At 61.7% G+C, this 25,412-nt stretch carries 25 protein-coding genes and 1 tRNA gene; 10 read left to right on the top strand and 16 right to left on the bottom strand.

Annotation, left to right across the window (positions count from 1 at the left end):
- On the bottom strand, positions 1–1,978 hold a 1,978-nt coding region (locus LB564_RS22125), incomplete at its 3' end, for an Ig-like domain-containing protein (protein WP_224540947.1).
- A gap of 323 nt (positions 1,979–2,301) precedes the next feature.
- Here LB564_RS22125 and LB564_RS22120 point away from each other — a divergent pair.
- Positions 2,302–3,255 carry a transglutaminase-like cysteine peptidase gene (locus LB564_RS22120; protein ID WP_224540945.1) on the top strand — a complete coding sequence of 318 codons (954 nt, stop codon included), beginning with the start codon at positions 2,302–2,304 and terminating at the stop codon, positions 3,253–3,255.
- Positions 3,256–3,287: 32 nt separating this feature from the next.
- On the opposite strand, the gene LB564_RS22115 is transcribed toward LB564_RS22120, so the two are convergent.
- The 6 genes from LB564_RS22115 to LB564_RS22090 form a co-directional block, all read right to left on the bottom strand.
- Positions 3,288–3,923 (bottom strand): ribbon-helix-helix domain-containing protein, encoded by a 636-nt coding sequence (locus LB564_RS22115; RefSeq protein WP_140710402.1) that lies wholly within the window; start codon positions 3,921–3,923, stop codon positions 3,288–3,290.
- The gene (locus tag LB564_RS22110; RefSeq protein ID WP_140710404.1) at positions 3,913–5,202 is read right to left on the bottom strand and encodes an HlyD family type I secretion periplasmic adaptor subunit; all 1,290 of its coding nucleotides are present in this window, start codon (positions 5,200–5,202) and stop codon (positions 3,913–3,915) included. The genes LB564_RS22115 and LB564_RS22110 overlap by 11 nt, the downstream gene beginning before the upstream one ends.
- A gap of 49 nt (positions 5,203–5,251) precedes the next feature.
- Positions 5,252–7,384 carry a type I secretion system permease/ATPase gene (locus LB564_RS22105; RefSeq protein ID WP_224540942.1) on the bottom strand — a complete coding sequence of 711 codons (2,133 nt, stop codon included), beginning with the start codon at positions 7,382–7,384 and terminating at the stop codon, positions 5,252–5,254.
- A 39-nt stretch (positions 7,385–7,423) separates the two neighbouring features.
- Positions 7,424–8,872: a TolC family protein gene (locus LB564_RS22100; protein ID WP_140710408.1), complete on the bottom strand. Its 1,449-nt coding sequence runs from the start codon at positions 8,870–8,872 to the stop codon at positions 7,424–7,426.
- A 538-nt stretch (positions 8,873–9,410) separates the two neighbouring features.
- Positions 9,411–9,485, bottom strand: a tRNA-Gln gene (locus LB564_RS22095).
- Positions 9,486–9,602: 117 nt separating this feature from the next.
- The gene (locus tag LB564_RS22090) at positions 9,603–9,947 is read right to left on the bottom strand and encodes a VOC family protein (protein ID WP_140710410.1); all 345 of its coding nucleotides are present in this window, start codon (positions 9,945–9,947) and stop codon (positions 9,603–9,605) included.
- A 226-nt stretch (positions 9,948–10,173) separates the two neighbouring features.
- Here LB564_RS22090 and ppdK point away from each other — a divergent pair, with 226 nt between their 5' ends.
- Positions 10,174–12,852, top strand: coding sequence for a pyruvate, phosphate dikinase (ppdK, locus tag LB564_RS22085; RefSeq protein ID WP_224540940.1), 2,679 nt, complete (start codon positions 10,174–10,176; stop codon positions 12,850–12,852).
- A 234-nt stretch (positions 12,853–13,086) separates the two neighbouring features.
- Here ppdK and LB564_RS22080 read toward each other — a convergent pair whose 3' ends face one another.
- On the bottom strand, positions 13,087–13,245 hold the full coding sequence (locus tag LB564_RS22080; RefSeq protein ID WP_224540966.1) for a hypothetical protein: 159 nt from the start codon (positions 13,243–13,245) through the stop codon (positions 13,087–13,089).
- Between the two features lie 81 nt (positions 13,246–13,326).
- On the opposite strand from LB564_RS22080, the gene LB564_RS22075 reads away from it, so the two are divergent.
- The gene (locus LB564_RS22075) at positions 13,327–14,178 is read left to right on the top strand and encodes a glycosyltransferase family 9 protein (protein ID WP_224559453.1); all 852 of its coding nucleotides are present in this window, start codon (positions 13,327–13,329) and stop codon (positions 14,176–14,178) included.
- A gap of 158 nt (positions 14,179–14,336) precedes the next feature.
- Positions 14,337–15,092 (top strand): polysaccharide deacetylase family protein, encoded by a 756-nt coding sequence (locus LB564_RS22070; protein ID WP_224540939.1) that lies wholly within the window; start codon positions 14,337–14,339, stop codon positions 15,090–15,092.
- A 24-nt stretch (positions 15,093–15,116) separates the two neighbouring features.
- On the opposite strand, the gene LB564_RS22065 is transcribed toward LB564_RS22070, so the two are convergent.
- From LB564_RS22065 to LB564_RS22055, 3 genes are all read right to left on the bottom strand, one after another.
- Positions 15,117–15,506, bottom strand: a complete 390-nt coding sequence (locus LB564_RS22065; RefSeq protein ID WP_140710418.1) for a DUF427 domain-containing protein — start codon at positions 15,504–15,506, stop codon at positions 15,117–15,119.
- Between the two features lie 143 nt (positions 15,507–15,649).
- On the bottom strand, positions 15,650–16,003 hold the full coding sequence (locus LB564_RS22060) for a hypothetical protein (RefSeq protein WP_224540937.1): 354 nt from the start codon (positions 16,001–16,003) through the stop codon (positions 15,650–15,652).
- A gap of 168 nt (positions 16,004–16,171) precedes the next feature.
- Positions 16,172–16,762: a biotin transporter BioY gene (locus tag LB564_RS22055; RefSeq protein ID WP_224540935.1), complete on the bottom strand. Its 591-nt coding sequence runs from the start codon at positions 16,760–16,762 to the stop codon at positions 16,172–16,174.
- 115 nt (positions 16,763–16,877) lie between these two features.
- Here LB564_RS22055 and LB564_RS22050 point away from each other — a divergent pair, with 115 nt between their 5' ends.
- Positions 16,878–17,786 carry an MBL fold metallo-hydrolase gene (locus LB564_RS22050; RefSeq protein ID WP_224540932.1) on the top strand — a complete coding sequence of 303 codons (909 nt, stop codon included), beginning with the start codon at positions 16,878–16,880 and terminating at the stop codon, positions 17,784–17,786.
- A 59-nt stretch (positions 17,787–17,845) separates the two neighbouring features.
- Here LB564_RS22050 and LB564_RS22045 read toward each other — a convergent pair whose 3' ends face one another.
- Together LB564_RS22045 and LB564_RS22040 are read right to left on the bottom strand one after the other, a co-directional pair.
- Positions 17,846–18,631: a DUF1499 domain-containing protein gene (locus LB564_RS22045; RefSeq protein ID WP_224540930.1), complete on the bottom strand. Its 786-nt coding sequence runs from the start codon at positions 18,629–18,631 to the stop codon at positions 17,846–17,848.
- An 80-nt stretch (positions 18,632–18,711) separates the two neighbouring features.
- The gene (locus LB564_RS22040; RefSeq protein ID WP_224540928.1) at positions 18,712–20,340 is read right to left on the bottom strand and encodes a fatty-acid--CoA ligase; all 1,629 of its coding nucleotides are present in this window, start codon (positions 20,338–20,340) and stop codon (positions 18,712–18,714) included.
- Between the two features lie 372 nt (positions 20,341–20,712).
- On the opposite strand from LB564_RS22040, the gene LB564_RS22035 reads away from it, so the two are divergent.
- Positions 20,713–21,738, top strand: a complete 1,026-nt coding sequence (locus tag LB564_RS22035) for an NAD-dependent epimerase (RefSeq protein ID WP_140710429.1) — start codon at positions 20,713–20,715, stop codon at positions 21,736–21,738.
- A gap of 105 nt (positions 21,739–21,843) precedes the next feature.
- A complete protein-coding gene (locus LB564_RS22030) occupies positions 21,844–22,656 on the top strand; it encodes a class I SAM-dependent methyltransferase (protein ID WP_140710431.1) in 813 nt (270 codons plus the stop codon).
- Positions 22,657–22,678: 22 nt separating this feature from the next.
- Here the strand turns inward: LB564_RS22030 and LB564_RS22025 are convergent, their stop codons facing one another.
- Both LB564_RS22025 and LB564_RS22020 read right to left on the bottom strand, forming a co-directional pair.
- On the bottom strand, positions 22,679–23,140 hold the full coding sequence (locus LB564_RS22025) for a hypothetical protein (protein ID WP_224540926.1): 462 nt from the start codon (positions 23,138–23,140) through the stop codon (positions 22,679–22,681).
- Entirely contained in the window at positions 23,141–23,350 is a 210-nt protein-coding gene (locus LB564_RS22020) for a hypothetical protein (protein WP_140710435.1), read from the bottom strand.
- Between the two features lie 117 nt (positions 23,351–23,467).
- Between LB564_RS22020 and LB564_RS22015 the strand changes: the two genes are divergently transcribed.
- Both LB564_RS22015 and LB564_RS22010 read left to right on the top strand, forming a co-directional pair.
- Positions 23,468–24,130, top strand: coding sequence for a hypothetical protein (locus LB564_RS22015; protein WP_224540924.1), 663 nt, complete (start codon positions 23,468–23,470; stop codon positions 24,128–24,130).
- 61 nt (positions 24,131–24,191) lie between these two features.
- The gene (locus tag LB564_RS22010) at positions 24,192–24,434 is read left to right on the top strand and encodes a hypothetical protein (protein WP_140710439.1); all 243 of its coding nucleotides are present in this window, start codon (positions 24,192–24,194) and stop codon (positions 24,432–24,434) included.
- Here the strand turns inward: LB564_RS22010 and LB564_RS22005 are convergent, their stop codons facing one another.
- Positions 24,435–25,028 (bottom strand): SOS response-associated peptidase, encoded by a 594-nt coding sequence (locus tag LB564_RS22005; protein ID WP_224540922.1) that lies wholly within the window; start codon positions 25,026–25,028, stop codon positions 24,435–24,437.
- 140 nt (positions 25,029–25,168) lie between these two features.
- On the opposite strand from LB564_RS22005, the gene LB564_RS22000 reads away from it, so the two are divergent.
- On the top strand, positions 25,169–25,408 hold the full coding sequence (locus LB564_RS22000) for an AbrB/MazE/SpoVT family DNA-binding domain-containing protein (protein ID WP_224540920.1): 240 nt from the start codon (positions 25,169–25,171) through the stop codon (positions 25,406–25,408).
- The last annotated feature ends 4 nt before the right edge of the window (positions 25,409–25,412 follow it).

The raw sequence follows: 25,412 nt of genomic DNA, 5'->3' as shown, positions 1-25,412 counted from the left end.
CGGCGCCGAACACGTCATTGGCGAGCGCGTCGATCGTGAACGGCGCATTCTCCGTCGTCTGCGTCGCGCTGTCGTTGGCCGCGACCGGCACGTCGTCTGTGACATTGACCTGAACCGTCGCGCTCGCCTGGCCACCGTCCGTGTCGGTGGCGACCACGTTGATGCCGGTCAGGTTGATGACGTTCTGCCCAGCCGCGTCGGGATGCGGGAAGTTGTCGAGCAGCGTCACGTTGACTGTCGCCGAGCCGTTGGCTCCCGCCAGGATCGGCAGGGACGAGGCCACCAGGTCGATATGGATGGCTTCGATGCCGTTGATGGAACCGACAATCTGCGTCGGACCGGCCAGCATCCAGACGATGTCGGCGCCGGCAACTCCGTTGACGTCCGCCGTGATCCCGGAGACCGACGTGAAGGCCAACCCGGTGATGTTGTCGGAACCGGCATGGAACGTCACCGTGCCATTGCCGTCCTCGACGTTGCTCGCGGCCGCGCTGCCGGTCGCATTTGCGGTGCCGAGCCCTGCTTCGTCCACCGCGATGATCGCGTTCGACACCACCGATGGACCTTCCCCGTCGCCTATGGTGATATTGAGCGTCGTCTGCGAGGTGTCGCCGTCGCCGTCCTTCAGCGTGTAGGTGAAGGTATCGGTCACCGGAGAGGCGTTGCTGATGTTTGAATTGGCCACGTAGCTGTAAGTGCCGTCCGGGCTCAGCGTCAGCGTGCCGTACTGGCCAACGACATGGAAGTCGCCGCCCACTACCGTCGTCGCCCCGGCACCGGTCACACCGCTCACCGATGCGCCGTCGGCGCCCTTGGTGTCGGCGCCGGCGGCATCGCCGTCGCTGCCAAGCCCGGTGATCACATTGCCGTTCGCCGTGCCGCCTTCCGCGATGCTGTCCGTGTCGGCAATCGCCGTCGGCACGTCGTCGATGATGGCAATGGTGAAGGTCGTGCTCGCCGTATCGCCGTCGACATCCGTGACGGTGATGCTGAAATTATCCGGAACCGTATCGTTGGCGTCGTATCCGGTCGTGCTGACGGGGTGCGTGACCGACTGGGTGACGGTGTAGTCATACTGGATGGCACCGGTGCCAGGATCGTACGACAGGATGGTGATGTAGCCGAACTGTCCTGAGATCTGCTGGCCGACGCCGGTCACGGTAGTGCCGTTGATGACGATCGAGCCGATGCCGTCGGGTGCGTCGATGGTGATCGCCCCGACGCCGGAGGTTTCGGAGTTGCTCGGTGCCTCGCTGCCCGGCGATTGTTGCGGGCCGCCATCGAGGCCGGTTTCACTGGCCGCCTGGCCAGGGTCGGTCAGCGACATGGCCACCACGGAGACGCCCCTGTCGACCAGGGAAGGGAACAGCTCGCGCCGCTCCAATTGTCCAAAATGCAGATCGGTGGGCGGCAGCAATGCCGAGAGGCCGAAGCCGTCGCCGATCCCGCCGGAGGGCTGCTCGAAATTTCCGCCGGCGCTGGAGGTCGACCCTCCTGGGCCCGCCGACATCGAACCGTCCGCGCCAAAGGCGACATCGACATGGCTCGCTTCCAGCGCCGCGATCAGCGCCACGCGGGGCACTTCGACTTCGCCGACGATGAAGGTCGGCACGTTCAGGGCGCCGTCCTTGATGACGATGACCGAGCCGTCCGCCTGTTCGAGCACGAGGTTGTGACCGTCGACCTTGATATTGTCGATCGAGACGTTGGCGGGGAGCCTGACGACGTTGCTAGCGTCCGCGACATATTCATGCGGGGCATTTGCCGCCGGCGGGGCAACCGCTGGCGCGCCGCCGCCGACATCGACCGGTACGGGTTCGGCCGCGGCCGGCGCGGCTTGAGCTGGCGCCGTCGCCTGCTCCGCCGGCGCGGCTTGCGCCACCATCTGGATCGGCGCTGTCAGGTCGTGATGATCGTTGGAAACGGAATGTTCGTCCCACGAGTTCGAAACGTTGTCCAATTCAATACTGGTCGCCATAGCTTAAACCCCTCCGGCATTTCCCGGAAAGAGACAGGCGACGCCTTGACTTTGCAACGGTCCGTCAACCCATTCGATATATATGGATATGCCTGCAATGGCTTTTTTTACGCTTGGTAAACTGTGAATATATAATTGGTTATATGGTATCCGGAATGCACGAGATTTTGCCGCGGCCGCCCCGGAAAACTTGGTAAATATAAGTATAAAACTATGTAAAATTTTACGCAAAGTAGCAAAATTGCTTTGCAGGAAAGTTATCCACCTTCCTTTCCAGTAATTTGAGACAAGATTGGTAGCGTCCACGGTCAAAGGTGGGCGTCATGAAAAAACAAAAGAATGCTCGGGAAAAGAGCAAGCTCAAGCTGCTTCTGCTAGCGGTGGGAATCGCCGGCTTGGCGCAGCCAGCCCTTGCCGGGCCCGTCATCAGGGATGTCCTGTCCGAAACAGCATTGCTTGGCACCGTCGAGGCACCGCCCAGTCTCGGCGGTATTTCGCTGCGCAGGTACCAGCCCTGGCAGCCGGCCGTCTCCTACCAAGCCAGCCTCGTCTCGAACGGCTACGGTCCCGTTTCCGCACAAGACGGATCCAGCGCCTCGACGGCTGCGGAAAGCCAGGGTATCGACCCCATCCAGACGGCGGCGATCATCCCGGGCGTGTTCGGGTCGGTTGCACTGTCCATGCGCAATTTTCCCGTTTCGGCGCGCTGGGCGCCGGTCTATCAGGCCATAGCCAGTTGCACGGCGGGCAGTCCCTGCGACCACGAGAGCCAGCCCTTCGCGGCCATGGTCGCGGCTGCCCAAGCCAAGGGGTTCGTCGAAAAACTGGCGTTCATCAACAGCGGCATCAACCGCCTGATCGCCTACAGGAAAGACAGTGTCGTTTACGGCAAGCTCGACTACTGGGCGAAGCCGTCGGAAATCCTCGCCCATCGCGCTGGCGACTGCGAGGACTTCGCCATCCTCAAGATGACGGCGTTGCTGAGGGCCGGCATCCCTGCACGCAGCATGTCGCTCGTCGTGCTCCAGGACCGCAAGCGCGGGTTCTTCCACGCCGTGCTTTCGGTGAGCACCGCAAGCGGCGCTTACATTCTCGACAGTCTCAACAATACGGTGCTCAAGGACAGCGCGCTTCCGGACTATCAGCCGCTCTATTCGTTCAGCACCGACCGGGCATGGATCCACGGGTCCAGAACGGGGGGCGCGCGGGTGGCCGACGTCAAGGGTGGTTTCGAAAGCGTGGCGCCCGGCGAAGGTGTGCAGATGGACGTCAAGTAAGCGGGGCGGGCGGCGTTGTCCCTGCTGAATGGCTAGCTGTTGAAGACAAAAGCCATCAGCAATTCCAGCTCCAGGACCGGCGCCCGCACCGCGTTCAATTGGCCCCGATAACGGCGCTCGCCGGCGCCAATCACAAATCCGCTCGCAACGGCAACATCGCCATTGGTCTCGAGGCGGGCGAATATATCCGCCACGTTGAGATCCAGCGCCAGCTTCAGGTCCTGCCGCGCGTCTTCGGCGAACGCCGTCGGCAACTGCCGTTTGACAAGTTGCTGGAACGGAGCATTGAACGTCACGATCTTCTTGCTCGAGGCCAGGGCGAAAGCCGGCGACGGACAGGCAAGCAGAATGGCGTTTACCGTCCTGATCGACGCAAGCCTGCGCAAGTTCAGGTTAGCGTGCCCCAACTCGCGTATGCAGGCCACCCGGATTGCCGAGGTCAGATTTCCTTTCTCAGCGTGACTGTCAGCGATTTCGTCGACCAGCATGCCGATCGTGCATTTCCGGCTCTCCGCCATCTGCTTCAGCGAAAGCCAGAAAGCCCGTTCCAGGCGGATGCCGCGCCTTACGCCGCCGCGCGCCACGACGCGGAACTCGAGCTCGAAATCTTCTGTCGGGAGCGGCAGAAGCAGGCTCGGGGTCGAGGGAGAGATGGCGCTACCGCTCACTCATTGCCTCCTGGCGTGCCTTGTTGATCGGCTTCAGCAGGTAGCTCAGGATCGTCTTGCGCCCGGTCTTGATATCCACCGAACAGATCATGCCGGGGATGATCGAATATGCCTTTCCGTCCCGCTCCAGTGTCGATTTCTCGGTTGCGACACGCACCTGATAATAGGGCTCGCCCGTCTTCTGATCGACCAGGCTGTCCGCGGTTATGTTGGAAACCTTGCCTTCGATGCCGCCAAAGATCGAGAAATCGTAGGCCGTGACTTTTATCAAGGCATCCTGGTCGGGGCGAATGAAGGCGACGTCGCGGGGCGAAACACGCGCCTCGACCAGCAGCGTCTCGGAAGTGGGCACGATGCCGGCAACGACCGAACCTGGCTGGACGAAGGCGCCGACGGTGTTCAATTCCATCGTGTTGACGATACCGTCAACTGGAGAGCGGATATCGGTCCGCGCGACCTTGTCGGTCGCGCCGCGAATGGTTTCGTCCACGACCGAAAGATCGGCCAAGGCTTGCGTCAGGTCGTCGAGCGCTTCCTGCTTCAGCTGCAGCCCGAGTTCCTCGACCTGCAGCTGCGCCTCGGTGATCGCCGACTTGGCCTTCTTTATCGTCTCGCCGGCCAGGTTCAATTGGCCGTTGAGTTCGGTTTGCTCCTGCTCGACCTTGAGCTGCTCGGTCCTTGCCATCAGACCTTTCTTGACCATCGAATCGACGAGTTTCGCCTGCTGGTCGCTCACGGCCAGGTTTTTTGTCAGGCGGTCGAAATTGGCGTTCGCCTCGTCGAGTTCCTTTTCGCGCTGGTCGAGGCGCGACTTGAGCACCGACAGCTTGTTGTCGAAGTTTTCGCGCCGGGCAACGAGGAGATTCTGCTCGTTGTCGCAGATTTCCGGCGCCACGGACTGAATGTTTTCCGGACACGGAAATGATCCCGTGATGTTACCGCTCTGTTCGTATTTGAGCCTGGCGATACGTGCTTGCAGCGCCCGAGCCTTGGCCTGCTGTTCGCCCAGGCTGGAGGTGTTCAATGTGTTGTCGAGACGAATGATGAGGTCGTTCTTCCGGACGACCTGTCCCACCTTCACCGCGATTTCCTGAACGACGCCCGGTTCGCTGGCCTGAATGACCTGGGTCTTGGAGGCTGGTATGACCTTGCCGTCGCCGCGCGCGATCTCGTCGACTTCGGCGAACGATGCCCAAGCGACAAAGGCGACGAAGAGCGCCGCTATGATAAATATCGACGCCGTCGCAAAGAACGGCGGTCGGTCTTCCCTGGCAAGCATTTCCCACGCCCCATCATTATACCGGCCTCGGCCGGTATAATTTCTTCATTCAGGAATTCGTTTTCTGCAGTGCCTGAATGACTTGTTCTTTTGGCCCGTCAGCAACTATTCTCCCTTGTTCGACAACAATAAGGCGATCGGCCAATTCGAGCATGCTGAAGCGATGCGTCGAGACGATCAGCGTCGTGTTGCGATCAAAAGCTGTCTTGAGTTGCCTGATCAGCTGCCTTTCCGAAGCCAGGTCCATCGAGCCGGACGGTTCATCCAGAAAGACGATCTTCGGCTTGGTCAAAAGCAGCCGGGCGATCGCCACCGTCTGTCTCTGCCCGCCGGAAAGATTGGTCCCGCGCTCGCCGACATTCATGTCGTAGCCGCGTGGATGGCGGGAGACGAATTCATCCACGCCGGCGGCCTTCGCGGCTTCGATGATCTGCTCGTCGGTCGCCTCCGGGGACGCCATGAGCAGGTTCTCCTTCACGGTGCCCGAAAACAGGTCGCCGGCTTGCGCCACGATGCCGACAGCGGCGCGCACCTCCGACGGGTGATACTGGCGAATGTCGATGCCATCCAGCAGCAGCTCTCCGGAACTTGGCAGGAAAAGCCTGCCGATCAGGCGTCCCATCGTCGTCTTGCCCGACCCGATGCGGCCAATGATGCCGATCCGCTCCCCCGGCTTCACCGAAAAATTCAGGCCGGACAGGACCTCATTTTCCGATCCGGGATAGACGAAGCCGACATTCTTGAACGTCATCGCCCCATTGCGGACAGGACGATTGACAAAGCCTACCGTGTCCGGCCGGTCTTCCGGTTGGCTCATGATGGAGTTCACCATCCTCAGCGAGAGCATGGCCTGGCGAAATCTCGACAAGGTGATCGCGATCTGGCCGAGCGGAGCCACGGCCCGGCTCGCCAGCATCACCGTTCCGATAATGGCTCCCGTCGAAACATGGCCTTCCGAAAAGGCGTAGGCTCCAGCCACGACCAGGGCGACCGTCACAAGCTGCTGGATGGCCTGGGTGATGTTGCCGGCCGCCGCCGAGAGCTGCTTGATCTTCTCGGAGGTGTTGGCCGCGTTCTTCGAATGCTCGCTCCATTTCCTCAGCAAATAGGCTTCTGCGCGCAGCGACTTGATTGTTTCCAGCGTGGAGATGGACTCGACCAGCAAGGCCTGGCGCTGGGATGCTTCGTTCATCGATGCGGCCACGCGTTTGCCGATGCGGCGCTGCGTGACCAGGCCGACGATTACAGACGCCACGAATGCCAAGGCCGGTATGATCACCAACCAGCCGCCGATCGCGTAGATGACGAGCAGGAAGATGAAGACGAAAGCCGTATCGATGAAGACGCTGATGGTGTTGGAGGTGAAAAACTCCCTGACGAACTCATATTGCGTGACGCGGTTGGCATATTCGCCGGTCGAGCCCGGGCGCGCGGATAGGGAGGAATTCAGCACCTTCTCGAACAGCAGGTACGATATGCGCAGGTCCGCCTTGCGCCCGGCATAGTCGATGAGCGAGGCCCGGGCCGTCTTCAGAAGCAGGTCGAAAAGAATGACGGCGCCGATTCCCAGCGCCAACACCCAGAGCGTCGATATCGCCTTGTTCGGCAATATGCGATCATAGACGTTCATGGTGAAGATCGGTGAGGCGATGGCCAAAAGATTGATGAAAATCGCCGACAGCACGACCTTCGAATAGGTGCGCCAGAAAGCGCCCATCGTTCCCGTCAGCCAATGACGCCGCTCGATCTGCTGCGCCGATCCGACCCTCATGCCCTCGGTGGCGTTGGCATAGGTGATCGAGAAGGACACGCCGCCGCTGATGTAACTCGCGGCCAGTTCGGATTTACCGACAGTCGTGCGTCCGTCTTCCTGCGGGGCCGTGAGATACCCTTCGCCGTCGGTTTCCGCCAGCAGGGCGATCGGCAACTGACTGACACGGAAGAGAATTGCCGGCAGATCGACACGCCCGCGCAGGAAGTCGCGATGGCTGAATTCGCGCGTCTCCAGACCGATGCGTTCGGCAAGATGCCTGATCTCGGTGACGTCGATGCGCGTGTCCGAGATCGGCACGCCGGCAAACAGCACGGTCTCCGCGCTCGGCCTGCCGAGATAGGCGGCAACCGCTGAAAAACAGGCCTTGAACGCCTCCTTCGGCGACAGGATATTTGGCTGCTGATTCACGACCCGCCTGCCAGGACCTTCAACACCCGTTACACCGGCTCACTTTTTCCTGACCGGGGCAAGGATGTCGAAGGGCAGGTCGTTCTTCTGTTCCGACGGGGTCCGCGCATAGGTTTCGGTATCAGGCGTCGGCGGAACCGCGAACTCGCCCTCGGCATAGGCCACGGCCTGCTTGGCGGGCTGAAGGTCCATGGTCCTCAGCAATTGTCCCGTCGCAGCCAGCAGGCGGTATTCCGCAAAGAGCGATGCGTAGGACGCGGTGTCGGCCAGGGTCGCCGTGTTGAAGCGCGTGTTCTGCGCATCAAGGACGTCGAGCAGGGATCGCTGCCCGACTTTGAACTGCTCGCGATAGGACGCCACCAGTTTTTCATTCGCGGCAGCCTGCAGCTTCAGCGTCTTTGCCAGGTCGGCCTGCCGGAAACGACGGTCCCACGAGGTGCGCACGGCCTCCTCGATCTCACGCAGGACCTGATGCATCGCAAGCCGCTGCTCGCTGTTGCGGCGGATCTGCTCCTGCTCATTGGCCTTGTCGATGCCGCCTCGATATAGGTTCCAGCGCAACACCAGCCGCGCCTGCAGGTCGGACGTATCGCCGTCGTCGCCGTCGATGTCGGATCCGCCCCTGGCGCGACCCTCGGCGATGATTTCGGGGCCATATTTGGCGCGGGCGGCGTCCACTTGGGCGGCGGAGGCGTTCAGATCGCTGTTGGCCATGTGCACGCGAGGATTGTTCGCGCGTGCCAGGCCAATCGCTTCGTCGAGCGATCTCGGCAGTGCGCTGGCCACCGAACCCGGACGCGACGCGTTGGTCAGCGGCTTTCCCACGGTCTTGAAGAACCGTATCTTCGACGCTTCCAGCTCTTCGGAAGCTTCCTGCATGCGCGCCTTGGCGGCAAAGAGGCGCTCCTCGGCCTGTTGGCGATCGGCTTCGTTCAAACCGCCGCCTTCGATACCGGCCCGGATGTCGCTCAGGATGGCTTGATGGAACCCGAGGTTCTTTTTTGCCTCCGCCACGATCGATGTCTGCAGCATATATTCGAGGTAATCCTGGACAACCGAAAGCCCGATGAACTCGGACCGCTCGAGGACGCGGAACGATGCGCCGTCGACGCGCGAGGCCTGGCGGCTCATCTCGGCGCGACGTGCGCCACTGTCCCAGAGTTTCTGGGTGACCACGAGATCGGCCTCGGCCGGGTAAAGAGAATCATCCTGAATGGAAAGCGCCCGTCGTGACGGGTTGTCGAGGCGGCGAACACCGGCTGATGCCTCGACATCGACACTTGGCAGATAAAGTCCTTTTGCCTGCCGCAGTTCGAACTCGATGGCCTCACGGTTTTCGATGGCTTGGCCGATTTCCGGGTTGGATTCCACCGCAACCGCCATGGCCTCCTTGAGCGTCAGTGCATGCGCGCTCCAGCCACTCAGCATGGTAGCCGTCATCAAGAGACCAACGCCCATGACCTTGGTCGACAGACCTGTCGTCTTCATTTTCCCACCCGCGTTTCCCCGCGCTCTTTAAGAGCGCCCCGGCCGGGCTTGCCGCCTGGCCTTGTCCTCCATCTTACAAGTTAACGTAAGCGTTTCATTATTAAGCTGTGACTAAATCACAGATTCTAGGCAGAAGGCCAAAAAATGTGGCAAAAATAGCACTCCTTTGAGTGGCGCCAAGTCGGGTCAAGTGCTGGCAAGAAAACCCTGAGAAACGCGCAAGTACATGGGGAGGGAAAACGGCATGTTCGTTCCGATAGCACGCCAAGGAACAAGCATGGTCGCGAACGAGGTTGCTCCCATGGATGCAATGGGAGTTGCCCCTGACAGACCTCAGGGCTCCGGAGGGCTGGCGCGGTCCACCGCGAGGCCAGAACGTTCTGGTCACGCTACTTGTTCAGGTCTACGCTATAGTTCGTTTGGTCGCCTGGATCTTCCGGTTGACCGGTCGCATCCCTGGCACCGTCAGAGAACACGCTCACGCTTGGCGCGGCAGGGTTGGTTCGGCGCGTGCTTCGGACTAGAGCGAAATTGTGCTTGGCTGGGGCGCCAGGATTCGAACCTGGGAATGTCGGTACCAAAAACCGATGCCTTACCACTTGGCGACGCCCCAATAGCCGTCAGAGTCGCTCGTGCGGCGCGTTATTAGCAGAGCAGCCGAAAAGCACAATCCTTATGAGCGAGGCCAAACTGTCAGCCAACTCCGCACTACTCGATCACGCCGGGACGGCTATTCGCTCCAGACCGCCAGCTCATTGCCGGCCGGATCGACGAAGTGGAAGCGCCTGCCGCCTGGAAACGCGAAGATCGGCTTGACGACCACGCCGCCCGCGCTTTCCACGGCTCCGAGAGTTTCCTCGAGATTTCCGCTGTAGAGCACGGGCAGGGGTTTGGCCGGCGCTTCCGCGGCCTCGGCTTGAAAACCTCCGTCCAGGCCCTCGCTGAAGGCCGAATAGGTCGGTCCATAGTCGGTGAACGACCAGCCAAAGGCAGCGCTGTAGAAGCCTTTCAGCCGGTCCAGCGTGCCGCCGGTCGCCGGCATTTCCAGATAGTCCAGTTTTCCGGGCTGTTTCATGGGGCACCTCGTTGTTCCCTTTATGTTCTAAGCGTCGAACGGTGGGGTGGCAAGTCTTTTCGACGCATCCGGGAGCACGGCTTTCTCTTAATCGATTGTAGCGACCCGGCAGCTTTGCCCGGTGCTTGCCTTTCGCACTGCAGCATCATATCGCTCCACAGTCGGACACGGGCGGAGCTTTCCGTTTCGCCAATCTTTCCAATCTCCTGCAACCGGAGAGCAAAGCATGACCAAATGGGTTTTCACCTTTGGCGATGGCGCGGCGGAAGGCCGTGCCGGCGACAAGAATCTGCTGGGCGGCAAGGGCGCCAATCTGGCCGAGATGTGCAGCCTTGGCCTGCCGGTGCCGCCGGGCTTTACCATCACCACCGAGGTCTGCAATGCCTACTATGCCAATGGCCGTACCTACCCGGCAGGATTGGAAGCCGACGTCGCTATCGCGCTCGACCATATCGGCCGGCTGACCGGCCGGCGGTTCGGCGACCCTTCGAAGCTGCTCCTGGTTTCGGTGCGTTCCGGCGCCCGGGCGTCGATGCCCGGCATGATGGACACCGTGCTCAATCTCGGCCTGAACGACGAGACGGTCGAGGCGCTGGCCTCCGATTCCGGCGATGCGCGCTTTGCCTATGACAGCTACCGCCGTTTCATCCAGATGTATTCCGATGTCGTCATGGGCCTCGATCACGAGGTGTTCGAGGAAATCCTGGAAGACCAGAAGGCCAGCCTCGGCCATGAACTCGACACCGAGTTGACGGCCATCGAATGGCAAGGCGTCATCGCGCTCTACAAGGCCAAGGTCGAGGAAGAACTGGGCAAACCGTTTCCGCAAGATCCGCACGAGCAGCTCTGGGGCGCGATCGGAGCGGTGTTTTCGAGCTGGATGAACAACCGCGCCATCACCTACCGGCGCCTGCACGACATCCCTGAAAGCTGGGGCACGGCGGTCAATGTCCAGGCGATGGTGTTCGGCAACATGGGCGAGACTTCGGCCACTGGCGTTGCCTTCACCCGCAACCCGTCGACCGGCGAAAAGCAGCTCTATGGCGAGTTCCTGGTCAACGCGCAGGGCGAGGACGTGGTCGCCGGCATCCGCACGCCGCAGAACATCACCGAGGCCGCCCGCATCGCCGCCGGTTCCGACAAGCCTTCCCTGCAGAAGCTGATGCCGGATGCCTTCCAGTCCTTCGTCGCCATCTCCGACAGCCTGGAAAAGCACTACCGCGACATGCAGGACCTGGAATTCACCATCGAGCGCGGCAAGTTGTGGATGCTGCAGACAAGGTCCGGCAAGCGCACCGCCAAGGCGGCGCTCAGGATCGCCGTCGAGATGGCCAGGGACAAATTGATCACCAAGGAAGAGGCCGTCGCGCGCATCGATCCGGCTTCTCTCGACCAGTTGCTGCACCCGACCATCGACCCGAAAGCCGCGCGCGACGTCATCGGCGTCGGCCTGCCGGCGTCTCCCGGGGCCGCCACCGGCGAGATGGTCTTTTCCTCGGGCGATGCCGAAGACTTGAAGACGCAAGGGCGCAAGGCAATCCTGGTGCGCATAGAGACCAGTCCGGAAGATATCCACGGCATGCATGCGGCCGAAGGCATCCTGACCACGCGCGGCGGCATGACCAGCCACGCGGCGGTGGTGGCGCGCGGCATGGGCAAGCCCTGTGTGTCCGGCGCCGGCTCGCTGCGCGTCGACTACAAGGCCGGCACGCTGCTTTCGATGGGCCAGACCTTCCGCAAGGGCGACATCATCACCATCGATGGCGGCAATGGCCAGGTGCTCAAGGGCGCCGTGGCGATGTTGCAGCCGGAATTGTCGGGCGATTTCGCCGCCATCATGGAGTGGGCGGACGCGGTGCGCCGCATGAAGGTGCGCACCAACGCCGAAACGCCGCTCGATGCCCGCATGGCGCGCTCCTTCGGCGCCGAAGGCATCGGGCTTTGCCGCACCGAACACATGTTCTTCGACGGCGCCCGCATCGTCGCCATGCGCGAGATGATCCTGGCCGACACCGAGAAGGACCGTCGCGCGGCGCTGGCCAAGCTTCTGCCCATGCAGCGTTCCGATTTCCTGGAACTGTTCGAGATCATGGCCGGCCTGCCGGTGACGATCCGCCTGCTCGATCCGCCGCTGCACGAATTCCTGCCCAAGACCGAGGCCGAAATCGCCGAGGTCGCGGCCGCCATGAACGTGTCGCCGGACAAGCTCAGGCAGCGTACCGAGGCGTTGCACGAATTCAACCCGATGCTCGGCCATCGCGGCTGCCGTCTTGCCGTCTCCTATCCCGAGATTGCCGAGATGCAGGCGCGTGCCATTTTCGAGGCCGCCGTCGAGGCGGGCAAGAAAGCCGGCGCGCTGGTGGTTCCCGAGATCATGGTGCCGCTGGTCGGTCTGGTGAAGGAACTCGATTATGTGAAGGCGCGCATCGATGCCGTCGCCAAAAGCGTCATGGACGAGAGCGGCGTCAAGATAGATTACCTGACTGGAACCATGATTGAGCTCCCCCGCGCGGCGATCCGCGCCCATGTCATCGCCGAGTCGGCCGAGTTCTTCTCTTTCGGCACCAACGATCTTACCCAGACCACCTTCGGCATCTCGCGCGATGATGCGGCCTCGTTCCTGGAGACCTATCGCCAGAAGGGCATCATCGAGCAGGACCCATTCGTCTCGCTCGACATTGAGGGCGTCGGCGAACTCGTGCGCATGGCCGCGCAAAAGGGCAGGGAGACCCGGCCCGATATCAAGCTTGGCATCTGCGGCGAACATGGCGGCGATCCCTCGTCGATCCGCTTCTGCGAGGAGGTCGGGCTCGACTACGTCTCCTGCTCGCCCTACCGCGTGCCGATTGCCAGGCTGGCGGCGGCGCAGGCCGCGGTCCAGGTGGCGAAGACGGGGCGCGGATAGGCAATTCCAGGAAAACCGCGCAGCGCTTTTTCGTCAGCGATTGGGCAAGACAAATCGTTGGATCGGTTCGGCGATCCAACGACGCTGAACCGGTCGGGATGTCCTGGAACGAAGCTTACATTTTTGTATGAAAACTCACGCGAACGTGCTGGCGCCATCGCGTAATCCCGACATTGTTTCCGACCAGTTTGCGGACGGCCCGCCAATTGTCTCCGGAAACAGATGTTACAGATATCACCCGCTCCGTTCAGCTCGATCCTGATCATTCAAACGAAGTTCATAGGCGATATCGTTCTCGCATCGACACTCTCCAGGAACCTGCGGCTCGAATTTCCCGGCGCCAGGATCGTGTTTCTCTGCGAAGCGCAGTTCGAGAGCTTCGTGGTTGCGCATGGTATCGCTTCCGAGGTGGTTCCGTTCAGGCGCACTCGCATGCGTGGCACCCCGCTGGAGCGTGGAAAGGAGCTCTATGCCATGGTGCGGGCGCTGCGCCGCCACCGCTTCGACCTGACGATCGATCTGACCGATTCCAAGACCTCTCGAATTGTCAGCGGGCTCGTCAACGCCAGGACGCGTGTCGGCTACAATCCTCCCGAGAGGCCGCTGAGGCTGTTGGAGAGGCAGCCCGCCAATCTGTTCGCCAAACCATACGGGTTCGGCGGCCAGCATTTTGTCTATCGTTATCTCTCTCCCCTTGAAGCGCTCGGCATCGAGCTGCGCGTGACGGTGCCGAGCATCCAGCCGCCGCCATTCGAGGCCGCGAAAGCCCTGGCGCTTCTGGGCAGGCACCGTATCCGTCCGAAAGCATTCGTCGCCGTCCATGCAGGCGCGAGTTTCGAGGGCCGGCAATGGCAGCCAGCACGCTTTGCCGAGGCGATCGACCAGATTGCGGCTGAAACCGGATTGGGCGTCGTTCTGGTGGGAGGGCCAGGCGAACGCGAAACCGCCGCCCAAATCCTGGCCGGGACGGCGACGCCAGTGGTCGACCTCGTCGGAGCGCTGTCGCTCGAGAGCCTGCTGGCGGTCTTGGCGCAGGCTCGGCTGTTTCTCGGCAACGAAAGCGGCCCGATGCACATGGCCGCTGCCGCGGGTACCCCTGTTGTCGGCCTTTTTGGCCTGACGCATCCGTCGCGCTGGGGACCTGTCGGCGTGCCCAGCATCGCGCTGCGGCCGTCGATGCCGTGCGAGTGCGTGGCCAAGGACCTGTGTCGCCGGACCGACCCCAGCAAGGCATGCTGCGTCTGGCGCCTGGAAGTGAACCCTGTTGTCGATGCGGCGCGCGAGATCCTGGCACGCACCGAGCTGAAAAAGGAACGCGCTGTCTGAGGGCGATGGGTCGGCGAGACTGTCGCAAGATGGCGCGTCACCCAAGCGGGAGGTCAAATTGCCGCGCCAGACGTCTTTCTGCTATCCATCGTCCGATTTCCGCCTTCATACGGGTTTTGGGATAGCGGCTTGAAATCGCCGGTCGGGAAATTGGTTTGATGCGTCTGCTGCCAAAACAACTCTGCATGATCGCCGTGTCGGTAGCGCTGATATCTAGCGCCCAGCTATCCTCCGCCCATGCCGCGCCGCTGGTTGAACCCACACTGCACATCAAGCCGGCTGCAAGCGGAGCCGGCCGCGTCGCGCTCACGCTCGATGCCTGTGGCGGCAAAACCGACACGCGCATTCTCTCGGCGCTGGTGGACAACAAGATACCGGCCACCATTTTCGTCACCGGCATCTGGCTGAAGCGTAACGCCGAGGCCGTCGCGATCATGCGGGCGCATCCCGACCTGTTCGAACTGGAAAATCATGGCGGTCGCCATATCCCGGCGGTCGATACGCCGCAGAAGATCTATGGCATACGCAGCGCCGGTAGCCCCGAAGCGGTCCTCGCCGAGGTCGAATCGGGTGCCGCCGCACTCGCCAAGACGGGCGAGCCGGCGCCGAAATGGTTCCGCGGCGCAACCGCCGAATACAGTCCCTCGGCCATCACGATGATCCGCAAGCTCGGCTTCAAGATTGCAGGCTTCTCGATCAATGGCGATGGCGGCTCGCTGCTCGGCGCCAAGGAAACCGCCAGGCGTATCGCCGCTGCCAAGGATGGCGACGTCATCATCTCTCACATCAACCAGCCGACCCATGCCGCCGGCGAAGGCGTGGTGCAGGGCCTGCTGGCGCTCAAAGACAAGGGCATGACCTTCGTGCGGCTCGACGACGCCGACGGGACGGGCAATCACGGCACCACCGACTGACCGGCGATGCTGGACCGGTCTTGCTCAGTCCGGCTTGGCTTCGATGCTGACCTTGCTGGCGTAGAATGCGCCGTGGTCTCGGATGTCGGTCATCTCATCGAAAGGCTGGCGATAGGCCCACATCGCGTCCTTGCCCGCTTCGCCCGCCGGCAGCACGCTCCAATAGCTCGCGTCACCCTTGTAGGGGCAGTGGGTCGCGTGCTCTGTCCGGCTGAGCTTGTCGAAATCGATGTCGTCGAACGGTATGTAGAAGGCGGCGGGGTAGGGGGCCTCCGTCAGCACCTTCGCCTTCGCGGACGAAGCGATGACAGTATCGCCGGCACGCACCGTGACGGTACCGGAATAGGGTTCTATCGTGATTATCTTGTCGGGATTGCGCTGGAAGCCCGGTGCGGGGTTGGCGATCTTGTCCATGCTGGTTCCTTCTTGCCCCGACCTTAAATATGCCCAACCTTAAGTGTGGTGGACGGTCGGGTTGCGCAAGGCCGGCAGTCACAAGCAAAACAAAAACCGTGCGCCCGGATGGCGCGGCATTGGCTTGGCGGCGCCGCGGAAATTCAGGCGGCGGTTTTGAAGGCGTCCATCAGCCCGGCATAGGCGGCCGCGATGCCAGCCACCGGGTTGTTGCTTCTCGAAATGGTCTCGACTTTCAGTGCCCCGCCGCCGGTCGGCAAGGTGAGCAGCAGGAACTGTCGATTGCCGCCATCGCCGACGGATGCCGCCGCGACGTGCTGGCCTTCCCCTTCGTTCTGGACGCACATCTTGAACAGCAAGGTACCGCCGACCGCTTCGAGCGCGCCGCCGACAACTTCGACGAACTCGTCTTCGGAAACGGTCTTCTCGTCCGGCACCAGATCGGCCAGGCTTTCGGCAAGCGTACTCTCGAGAACCTTATCGTCGAGCGCGTCCATGCGAACCTCTTTCAGTCGCCAATCGCACCCCTTTGCCCGTTAACGAAACTTAACGCCGACGATGGCCGGATTGTGGCGCTTTCCGCGGTCGATCCGATCACGAGAGTTTAAGCCGGTGTAATGTATTTGAAGCCCCTGCCATTGGAATGGCGGCAGAGGCCTCAAATCTCAGGCGCGCTTCAGCATCGACCAGACGGCCGGCACGAGGCTGGCCGCGAGCGCAACCTTGATCAGATCGCCGACGATGAAGGGCACGACGCCGAACTGCCATGACTTTTCCGGGCCAATCAGCAGCGCCAGCCAGGCAAAGCCCATCGCCATCATGATGACTTCGCCAACCAGCATGGCGTTGAAAAGCTTGATCGGATGACGATCCCAGCCGCGGTCGGCGGCCCAGCCGACAATCGCGGCCATGACCACGAAGCCGGCGAGATAGCCGCCGGTCGAGCCGAGCATGTAGGCAATGCCGATGCCCTTTTCGGGCGTGCCCTGGAAGACCGGGAAGCCCATCGCGCCTTCCGCCATGTAGAGCAGCAAGGTGGCGACGCCGAGCCGCATGCCGAAGGCGGCGGCGATCAGGAAGACGGCTAGCGTTTGCATCGAGATATCGACGGGCCCCAGCACGACCCTGGTCTTGGCCGCAAGGGTCAAGAGCAGCGTCCCGGCGATCGCCAGGAGGAACTGCGTTGCCAGCCGCGCCGCGCCGTCTTGCGGCATGGCCAGAAAAACAAGCGGGCGCGTCGTCGTTGCGGTAGTCATGGTCTTCCCCAATCCAATCTGGCCGCGATCCAACAAACGCGGTCTTGCGTTTTCCTATATTGGCTTGCGTGCTATGCGGCAATCGGTTTTGCCGTTCCGGGGACAATGTGCCGACATGGCTCTCAGATTCGATACCAGTTTCGACCCCGCCTATGGCCAAGGCGTAGATGTAGCTCACGGCGTGCAACGCGTAACGGCCCGCAACGCCAGCCCCTTCACCTTTCATGGCACCAACAGCTATGTCGTGGGACGCGACACGCTGGCGGTGATCGATCCCGGCCCCGATGACGAGGCGCATCTCGAGACCTTGCTTGACGTGATCGCGGGCCGGCCGGTCAGCCACATTTTCGTCAGCCACACGCATCGCGACCATTCCCCGCTGGCGGCCCGGCTGAAGGAGCGCACCGGCGCTAAGGTGCTGGCGGAGGGACCGCACCGGCCGGCAAGGCCCTTGCATCTAGGGGAAACCAATGCCCTCGACGCCAGCGCCGACACCGCTTTCGTTCCCGACATCGCATCGCCGGACGGCGAACTGGTCAGCGGTGACGGCTGGGCGATCCGGACGGTGCTGACGCCCGGCCACACCGCCAATCACGCAGCCTTCGCGCTGGAAGGCACCGGCATCCTGTTTTCAGCCGATCATGTAATGGGCTGGGCTACTTCCATCGTCGCGCCGCCAGACGGGGCAATGGCGGACTACATGGCATCCCTCGACAAACTGATCGAGCGCGGCGATCGCCTGCTGCTGCCTGGCCATGGCGGACCGGTGACGGCGCCGCGCGCTTTCATGCGCGGACTGAAGACCCATCGCAAGATGCGCGAACGAGCCATACTGGAACGGATCAGAGCCGGCGACAGGACGGTCCCCGACATGGTCAAGGCGATCTACAGGGATACCGATCCCCGCCTGCACGGCGCCGCCGGACTGTCGGTGCTGGCCCACCTGGAGGATCTGGTGGCGCGCGGCGTGGTGGCGACGGAGGCGTCTCCCGCCATGGGCGGCATTTTCACGCCGGGCCGATAGGCGAGTGTGCCACGACGCGTCAGCCTTACCTTCGTGGCGCGCAATTTGCTGAAAAATGGCTACTGGGCCGGGGCCGCGCCGACCTGGCCGGCGACTTCCTGATCCAGTTCCGCCAGGAAATCGGTGATGCGCGCGGCGTTGTCGCCAAGGTCGTGGCGCCCGTAACGCGAGGCGGACCTCATGTCGACAATGACAGTGTCGCCGTCATCCGTAACGCGAATGGCGACGTCGGCGGGAAGGCCCAGAACGAAGCTCGAGGCGATGGCGGTGATGGTCACCTCCGTCTGTCCGGTGAGGTCGGGATAAGGCTCCGAAAGGTCCCAGCCGCGCCGGTCGAGCACCGTTTCGACGGCGTTGACGATGGTCTCGAACGGCAGGTCGTAGCTGCGTGCGGTGACCAATGGATAGCTGTCGGTCTGCAACGTCTGCTCACCCGGCGTCGACGGGGACAGCACGTTCATGTCCTGGGTCCGGTCACCGACATCGAGCGTGGGCGGTTCATCGAAATCCGTCGAGATGTCCCGCAGCGGCGGATAGATCGTCGCCCAGTAGGCGGCGACGCCGTAAGGGGCGAGCACCAGCAGCGCCAGCAAGGCGCCGACGGTGAGATCGCGGCCACCACGGTCGCCAAAATTCCACAGCCTCGCAAAGGCCAGGCCGGCAAACAGCAGCGCCAGTGCCGCCAGCAGGGCGACAATGCCCAGCACCCACAGGAACACCGGCGTTTCAACAAGGCCGAAGCGATGGCCGACAAAGTTGGTCAGCAAAAGCACCGCGGAAAAGGCGGCCGTGCGCCGCGACCAGCCGGCGGCCTTCGACGTTTGCCGTTCGGGAATGCTAACCATTGTTCTCTGCGCTGCCCCAACCCGGACGGAGGTTTAGTGCCTTTTTGCGGCCGCTTGAAGCGGAAACACGCAACATCCCCTCAATCCGTCGGCAAGCGATAGTCCCTGAACTGCTGACGCAAGGTGATCTTCTGGATCTTGCCGGTGGCGGTGTGCGGAATCTCGCCGACGAAAGCCACGTCGTCCGGCATCCACCATTTGGCCACCTTGCCATCCATGAAACCCAGAATCTCGGCCTTGGTCGGTTCCTTGCCCGGCTTGGCGACGACGACCAGCAAGGGCCGCTCGCCCCATTTCGAATGCTGGACGCCGATGGCGGCCGCTTCCGCTACATCGGGGTGGCCGACGGCCAGATTCTCCAGGTCGATGGTCGAAATCCATTCGCCGCCTGACTTGATGACGTCCTTGGCGCGGTCGGTGATCTGCATGTAGCCGCCGGCATCGATATGAGCGACGTCTCCGGTATCGAACCAGCCGTCTTCGTCGAACTGCTCCGCGCCCGCGCCGCCATAATAGGCGCGGGCGACCGCCGGGCCGCGCACCTTGAGCCGGCCGAATGTCTTGCCGTCCCATGGTTGCGGATTGTTCTCATCATCGGTCACCTTCATTTCGACGCCGAAGGGCGGGTAACCCTGCTTGCTCTGGACGTCGAGCCGAGCCTCGCCGTCCAGGCCGGCATAGTCCGGCTTCAAGGTGCACAGCGTGCCGAGCGGCGACATTTCGGTCATGCCCCAGGCGTGGATGACCTGGACACCGTAATTGTCCTGGAATTTCGTCATGATCGCGCGCGGGCAGGACGAGCCGCCGATCACGACCTTGCCCAGATGGGGAAGCGTCTTGCCGGTCTCCTCCAGATATTGCAGCAGCATCATCCATACGGTCGGCACTGCGGCGCTGAAGGTCACCTTCTCCTGGTTGAGCAACTCATAGATCGAGGCGCCGTCCATCTTGCAGCCGGGCATGACCAGCTTGGCGCCGATCATCGGGCCGCTCTGGCCAAGACCCCAGGCATTGGCGTGGAACATCGGCACCACCGGCAGGATCGTGTCGCGCGACGACAGGCCCATGGCGTCGGGCATGGCCGCGATCATGGCGTGCAGCACGTTCGAGCGATGGCTGTAGACGACGCCCTTGGGATCGCCCGTCGTGCCCGATGTGTAGCACATGCCGGCGGCGGTGCCTTCATCGAAGCTCTTCCAGGCGAAATCGCCATCAACCTCTTCGAGCCACTCCTCATAGGCAACGGCGTTGGGCAGGGTCGTTTGCGGCATGTGCGCCTTGTCGGTGAGCACGATCACCTTTTTCAGCGATTTGACGGCACCGGCGATCTTCTCGAGCAACGGGATGAAGGTGAGGTCGACGAAGACCGCCTTGTCCTCGGCGTGGTTCATGATCCAGACGATCTGTTCGGGAAACAGGCGCGGATTGAGGGTGTGGTAGATAGCGCCGATGCCCATGATGCCGTACCAGGCCTCGATGTGGCGGGCGGTGTTCCAGGCCAGCGTCGCGATGCGGTCGCCCAGGGCAAAACCGTCGCGCTCAAGGCGCTGGGCGACCTTGAGGGAACGACGATGGATGTCGGCGTAGGTGGTGCGCACGATCGGCCCCTCGATCGAACGCGAAACGATCTCGCGCGCACCATGCTGCCGCTCGGCGTTGTCGATCAGCTTGTGGCACAGCAGCGGCCATTCCTGCATCAGTCCCAGCATGCCGATCCTCCCTCACGCTGTTCGCCCGAGCTTTTCGCTTCACGCTTTTGGTCGCATTGTGAAGCGAACCGGCGAATTGTCCAGCCACCCGCGACCGTGCATCGGGTCCGGACTACTCCGGGCTCGGACAGACTGTAGTCGGCAGCTGGATTGTTCATGGGCGCCGCCTTCAAGAAAAACTGTCCGGATCTGAGGAATTCCAAAGTGGCCGATATCGTCGCGCAGCAGGAAATGCCCGCGCAACGCGATGATGGCGTCATCGTCGCTGTCGGACACCAGCAGTTTCGGCCTGAAAACGCTTTGCAAGAACCCCAGCATAATCTACGACATCAAGGGTCTGTTCCCGAGGGACGTCACGGACGGGCGCTTCTGATGAAGATTCTGGTCACCGGCATCGCCGGCTTCATAGGCTATCACGTCGCCAGGCGGCTCCTGGAGCGCGGCGACGAGGTTGTCGGCATCGACAGCATCAACGATTACTACGATCCCGGTATCAAGCAGGCGCGGCTGCGGCTGCTGTCCGAGGCGAGCCGTGGCACCAATGCCGGCTATCATTTCATCCACGGCAATCTCGCCGACAGGGGCGTGGTCGACGGGTGCTTCGCCGACCATGCCTTCGACCGGGTCATCCATCTCGCCGCCCAGGCCGGCGTTCGCTACAGCCTGGAAAACCCGCGCGCCTATGTCGAAAGCAACATTGTCGCCTACACCAACATGCTCGAAGCCTGTCGCGGCAGCGGTGTCGGGCACCTGACCTATGCCAGCACTTCCAGCGTCTACGGCGCCAACACCGACATGCCGTTTTCCGAGCATCGCCCGGCCGACCATCCCCTGCAGTTCTATGCCGCCACCAAGCGTGCCAACGAACTGATGGCGCACAGCTACAGCCATCTGTTCGGCCTGCCCACCACGGGCTTGCGTTTCTTCACCGTCTACGGCCCGTGGGGGCGCCCGGATATGGCGCTGTTCCTGTTCACCAGGAGCATCCTGGCTGGCGAGCCGATCAAGCTGTTCAACAACGGCAACCACACGCGCGACTTCACCTATGTCGAAGACATCGCCGAGGGCGTGATCCGCGCCAGCGACAGCCCCGCCACGGCCAACCCGGCCTGGGATTCCAGCCATCCGGACCCGGCGACCAGCAGTGCGCCCTGGCGCATCTTCAACATCGGCAACAGCAATCCGGTGAAGCTGACGGCTTATGTCGAGGCGCTGGAAGCTGCCCTTGGCCGCAAGGCCGTGATCGAGCTTCTGCCGCTGCAGGCCGGCGACGTGCCCGACACTTTCGCCGACACCTCGGCGCTGCAAGCGGCGGTCGGCTACCAGCCCCGCACCTCCGTCACGGACGGGGTCGGGCGGTTCGTCGAGTGGTACCAGGACTATTTTGGACGGCTTTAAGCAGGTGAACGCCCTCTTGGGTGCGTCGAGACTGGGTCTCGGTCGAAAAGGCCAGGACCAAAAATATGTGCTAACCTCCCAAGTCATCAGACGGTGGGGATTGCCATGTTGGAAACTGACAAGCTGTTCGCGGGCTCGGTCCCGGAAAACTACGACCGTTACATGGTGCCTTTGATATTCGAACCGTTCGCCGCGGATATCGCGCAACGTGCCGTGGCCTTGTCTCCCGGCGCTGTTCTGGAAATCGCCGCGGGCACCGGCGTCGTCACCCGCGCATTGACGCCAGGATTGCCCCCGGATGCAAGCTATGTCGTGACCGACCTTAACCAGTCGATGCTCGACTACGCCGCTTCGCGACAGACACTCGACAGCCGCATCAAATGGCGCCAGGCGGATGCGATGGCTCTGCCGTTTGAAGATGCGACCTTCGATCTCGTCTGTTGTCAGTTCGGTGCCATGTTCTTTCCGAACCGCAGTTCTGCCTACCGCGAAGCCAGGCGGGTCCTGAAGCCGGGAGGCCGGTTTTTGTTCAACGTGTGGGATCGTATCGAAGAGAATGTATTCGCCGATGATGTCACGAATGCCCTCGCGCGGATTTTTCCCGACGATCCGCCGCGCTTCCTGGCGCGCACGCCGCACGGCTACCACGATAAGGCGTTGATCCGTCGCGACGTGGAGGCGGCGGGTTTCTCCCAAATTGTCATCGAGACGAGAGCAGAACAAAGCCGTGCATCTTCACCGCGCGTTCCTGCCGTCGCCTACTGTCAGGGCACTCCGCTTCGCAACGAAATCGAGGCCAGGGACCCTGGAAAACTGGACGCTGCTACCGATCACGCCGCATCCGCCATCGCCGACAGACATGGCAATGGCGAAGTTTCCGCCAAAATTCAGGCACATGTAATCGTGGCTGTGGCCTAGACATCCCGCAAGGCCGTCTTTGTCAGTTCCTTGGTAGTCTATGGATCTCAATTTGAACTGGGCCACCTCTGTCACAACCTGTGCAGAAAAGCGCCCTCTCAACGGAGCGTAATAGAGCGCCGCTGCCATATCGTCGGATCAGCCCGGACGGCTTAACTTGGGCTTGATGTGAGCAGCTTTTGCAGCGTGCGCGCAGCTCGTGCCATTCGCGAAGGTCGCCAAGCGCGACATCCAAGCCGACATGAATGCCGCCTTCGATGATCATCTGCGGGGGGAACTTCACTTCGCCTGGCGTGAGAATCTTTTCCATGACGTGGCGGCTGTTGTAGTGGATCAGCAGCATGCCAGGACGGCGCCGGATAGCCGCCTGCCAAGCGGCCTGGCTGACCATCGCGTCCGGGGATCGAGATATTGTTTCGAGATGAGTCTTTTCCTCTCGGTCCCAAACCTCGATCCTGAAATTGTCTTCGGCCGTGTCTGTCATCTAGGGCCGTGCCTTGTGCCAGCCGCGGGAAAAACCATTCGAAACTGCAACGCGTGACAGAGCAAGTTCACGTTCCAGTTCCAGGTTCCGGGCCATGAGGTTGAGCAACGCGATCACTGGGTCGCCGCCAGCGGCGGCAATAGCCTGCTGTGCCGCTGTTTCCAAATCCGACATGGCTTCGCCGATCGGCGCGATCTGGCGCTGTCTCATGGTCATTTCCTGCTCCGGTGCGTACAGGAATAAGGAACATATTCCTGTTTCGTCAAGGCGCTCTTGACATTTGTTCCCGATTTGTTCACAATGACGGGCTAACTAGTGGAGGCAAGAATGGACCTGCTTTTGCTGATGAAGGGCGCGACGCCGGAGGAAATTTCGCGGGGAATAGCGGCCGCACAGGCTGTGTTGGATCGTGCAGGCATTACGTCGTTACAAGCAGCGGAGGGCATGTTCGCCCTCGAAGGATGGGATATCAACGGTTTCCCGGAAGATAACGAACCTTCTGAAATGGAGCATGCGGCGGCCAACCTCTGGATGGAGGCGTCTAATGCTGCGCTTGATGCATGTTGCGCCGATTGGCCCGAAGAGAGGCGGCCGTTTACTGCTGATCTGCGATTGCTGGACGATCCTGCGACGCAGCTCGCAGATCGACCGACCGCGCTCTCCATGCTCCGCGCCCTGACTGCGGCGCAGGATGGCAAGGGCGAATATTTGAATTTTTCGGAAATCGGGACGCTGGCTGAAAGATTGACGCTCGATGTCGATGATGACCCAAGAGATCTGATCGCGGCGGTAACGATTGCCTATACTACCCTGGAGCTTGCGAGATTTCATCCCGACGAGCCGATCGAGCCCAAGCGACAAGCCGTGTACGATGCGATCAACGCTCTTGAGGCGGCAACCGAAAAGCCGACAAATGCCGAAGCGCAGCCGTTCCATTCCAGCACCGTCGGTCATCGATCGCGATTGGCCGTACCAGGTCGCATTGCCTGATGATCTATGCGTTGATCGAAACCTTACGCAAATTACGGAATTTTGTCAGGAGCTTGGCGTCATGCCTCATACCCGGCAAGTGCAGGCGATTTGGTCGAATGGCAAATATGAGCAGTGGCGACTGCACTGTTTCGCTGATCAGGCGTTTGCAAAGGCTTTCCGCGATCGCTTTCGCGGTACCTTATTCGATCCTGCGAAGGACCGGGAGAATGGCCGAACCAAGGGTGTCTGGCGTCGGACCGGCGAATACGAACGCATTCTGGAACTCGGCCCCCTGAGAGTACCCGATATTCTGCGTAACTGATCACGATCGTTCGGGGCGCACTGTCTCGACGGTCAGCGATCCGGCCGGAAGCGGCTGCAATAGCTTGGCTTCCGGCTTTGTCAGATTGATCCAGGCCAACCAATTTTCAGGCTGAAGTACAACGACCTGGCGATTGTGATACGGTGCGACATCGGGTCCGGGCTCGGTCGTCAGCATGGTGAAGGTAGGTGGCTTGTTGCCGACCGCATCGCGCCAGAGCCCTGCAACAGCCATGAACGGCGAGCCGTTCAGCGTAAAGCGATGTTTCGCTTTAGGATACTTCGTGCCCGTGAATTCGAAGAAGGCTGACGCCGGAATGAGGCACCGTTTGCTGTTGCTGAACTGCCGACCTTCCGAGCGGAAGTTGAACACAGGGCCGCCCTTTGGGCCGGACGGAGGAAACCCGAACGTCATCGAAGCAAGCTCGATGGCCTCGCCAGTGCTGCGCATTATGGGAGCCGGATCATTGATGCGAACGTCGTCGGCCTGTGGCAAATCGAGTGCGGTCTGGTGTGTGGGAATTTTGAGCGCGAGCGAAGCCATCATTCGGCAATATTCAGCCCACGCGACATGCTGCTCGTAGTCATTGCACATGTAAGGCTCCGTCACGGGCAATCTTGACATAATAGGGCAACTCGCGGCTCCATGAAAAGCGCACTGTAAGCAGGACTCGTTCATTCCGCCTAGGCGCTGCCCTCGGACACCTTCTCACCTCGAAAGCACTGGAAATTAGGATGAGCGTCGTCGTCACTACGAAGGGAAAAGTTACCATCCTGAAGCCGATCCGCGATCTCCTGGGTATCGTCCCCGGGAGCCGGGTCGATTTCCGCCGCGCTGCTGATGGAACTATTGCGCTTACTCGCGTGGACAAAAGACCGGATGCAACCCGCTTCGCCAGGTTGCGCGGTCACGCCGGCGCGGGGCTTACAACCGACGCGATCATGGCGCTGATGCGTGGCGCGACACTGTCCTGACATC

Source organism: Mesorhizobium sp. ES1-6 (genome assembly GCF_020164775.1).
In the GTDB taxonomy this organism is placed as follows: Bacteria; Pseudomonadota; Alphaproteobacteria; order Rhizobiales; family Rhizobiaceae; genus Mesorhizobium.
Note: the sequence above shows the minus strand (reverse complement) of the source record. Positions and strands in the feature narration are given on the sequence as shown.

What these genes read in the sequence shown, in the direction of transcription:
- LB564_RS22120 (WP_224540945.1), top strand. Translation starts at nt 2,302, where the DNA reads ATGAAAAAACAAAAGAATGCTCGGGAAAAGAGCAAGCTCAAGCTGCTT.
- LB564_RS22110 (WP_140710404.1), bottom strand. Translation starts at nt 5,202, where the DNA reads ATGCTTGCCAGGGAAGACCGACCGCCGTTCTTTGCGACGGCGTCGATA.
- LB564_RS22100 (WP_140710408.1), bottom strand. Translation starts at nt 8,872, where the DNA reads ATGAAGACGACAGGTCTGTCGACCAAGGTCATGGGCGTTGGTCTCTTG.
- LB564_RS22090 (WP_140710410.1), bottom strand. Translation starts at nt 9,947, where the DNA reads ATGAAACAGCCCGGAAAACTGGACTATCTGGAAATGCCGGCGACCGGC.
- ppdK (WP_224540940.1), top strand. Translation starts at nt 10,174, where the DNA reads ATGACCAAATGGGTTTTCACCTTTGGCGATGGCGCGGCGGAAGGCCGT.
- LB564_RS22080 (WP_224540966.1), bottom strand. Translation starts at nt 13,245, where the DNA reads ATGCGCAACCACGAAGCTCTCGAACTGCGCTTCGCAGAGAAACACGAT.
- LB564_RS22075 (WP_224559453.1), top strand. Translation starts at nt 13,327, where the DNA reads ATGGTGCGGGCGCTGCGCCGCCACCGCTTCGACCTGACGATCGATCTG.
- LB564_RS22070 (WP_224540939.1), top strand. Translation starts at nt 14,337, where the DNA reads ATGCGTCTGCTGCCAAAACAACTCTGCATGATCGCCGTGTCGGTAGCG.
- LB564_RS22065 (WP_140710418.1), bottom strand. Translation starts at nt 15,506, where the DNA reads ATGGACAAGATCGCCAACCCCGCACCGGGCTTCCAGCGCAATCCCGAC.
- LB564_RS22060 (WP_224540937.1), bottom strand. Translation starts at nt 16,003, where the DNA reads ATGGACGCGCTCGACGATAAGGTTCTCGAGAGTACGCTTGCCGAAAGC.
- LB564_RS22055 (WP_224540935.1), bottom strand. Translation starts at nt 16,762, where the DNA reads ATGACTACCGCAACGACGACGCGCCCGCTTGTTTTTCTGGCCATGCCG.
- LB564_RS22050 (WP_224540932.1), top strand. Translation starts at nt 16,878, where the DNA reads ATGGCTCTCAGATTCGATACCAGTTTCGACCCCGCCTATGGCCAAGGC.
- LB564_RS22045 (WP_224540930.1), bottom strand. Translation starts at nt 18,631, where the DNA reads ATGGTTAGCATTCCCGAACGGCAAACGTCGAAGGCCGCCGGCTGGTCG.
- LB564_RS22040 (WP_224540928.1), bottom strand. Translation starts at nt 20,340, where the DNA reads ATGCTGGGACTGATGCAGGAATGGCCGCTGCTGTGCCACAAGCTGATC.
- LB564_RS22035 (WP_140710429.1), top strand. Translation starts at nt 20,713, where the DNA reads ATGAAGATTCTGGTCACCGGCATCGCCGGCTTCATAGGCTATCACGTC.
- LB564_RS22030 (WP_140710431.1), top strand. Translation starts at nt 21,844, where the DNA reads ATGTTGGAAACTGACAAGCTGTTCGCGGGCTCGGTCCCGGAAAACTAC.
- LB564_RS22025 (WP_224540926.1), bottom strand. Translation starts at nt 23,140, where the DNA reads ATGACAGACACGGCCGAAGACAATTTCAGGATCGAGGTTTGGGACCGA.
- LB564_RS22020 (WP_140710435.1), bottom strand. Translation starts at nt 23,350, where the DNA reads ATGAGACAGCGCCAGATCGCGCCGATCGGCGAAGCCATGTCGGATTTG.
- LB564_RS22015 (WP_224540924.1), top strand. Translation starts at nt 23,468, where the DNA reads ATGGACCTGCTTTTGCTGATGAAGGGCGCGACGCCGGAGGAAATTTCG.
- LB564_RS22010 (WP_140710439.1), top strand. Translation starts at nt 24,192, where the DNA reads ATGCCTCATACCCGGCAAGTGCAGGCGATTTGGTCGAATGGCAAATAT.
- LB564_RS22005 (WP_224540922.1), bottom strand. Translation starts at nt 25,028, where the DNA reads ATGTGCAATGACTACGAGCAGCATGTCGCGTGGGCTGAATATTGCCGA.
- LB564_RS22000 (WP_224540920.1), top strand. Translation starts at nt 25,169, where the DNA reads ATGAGCGTCGTCGTCACTACGAAGGGAAAAGTTACCATCCTGAAGCCG.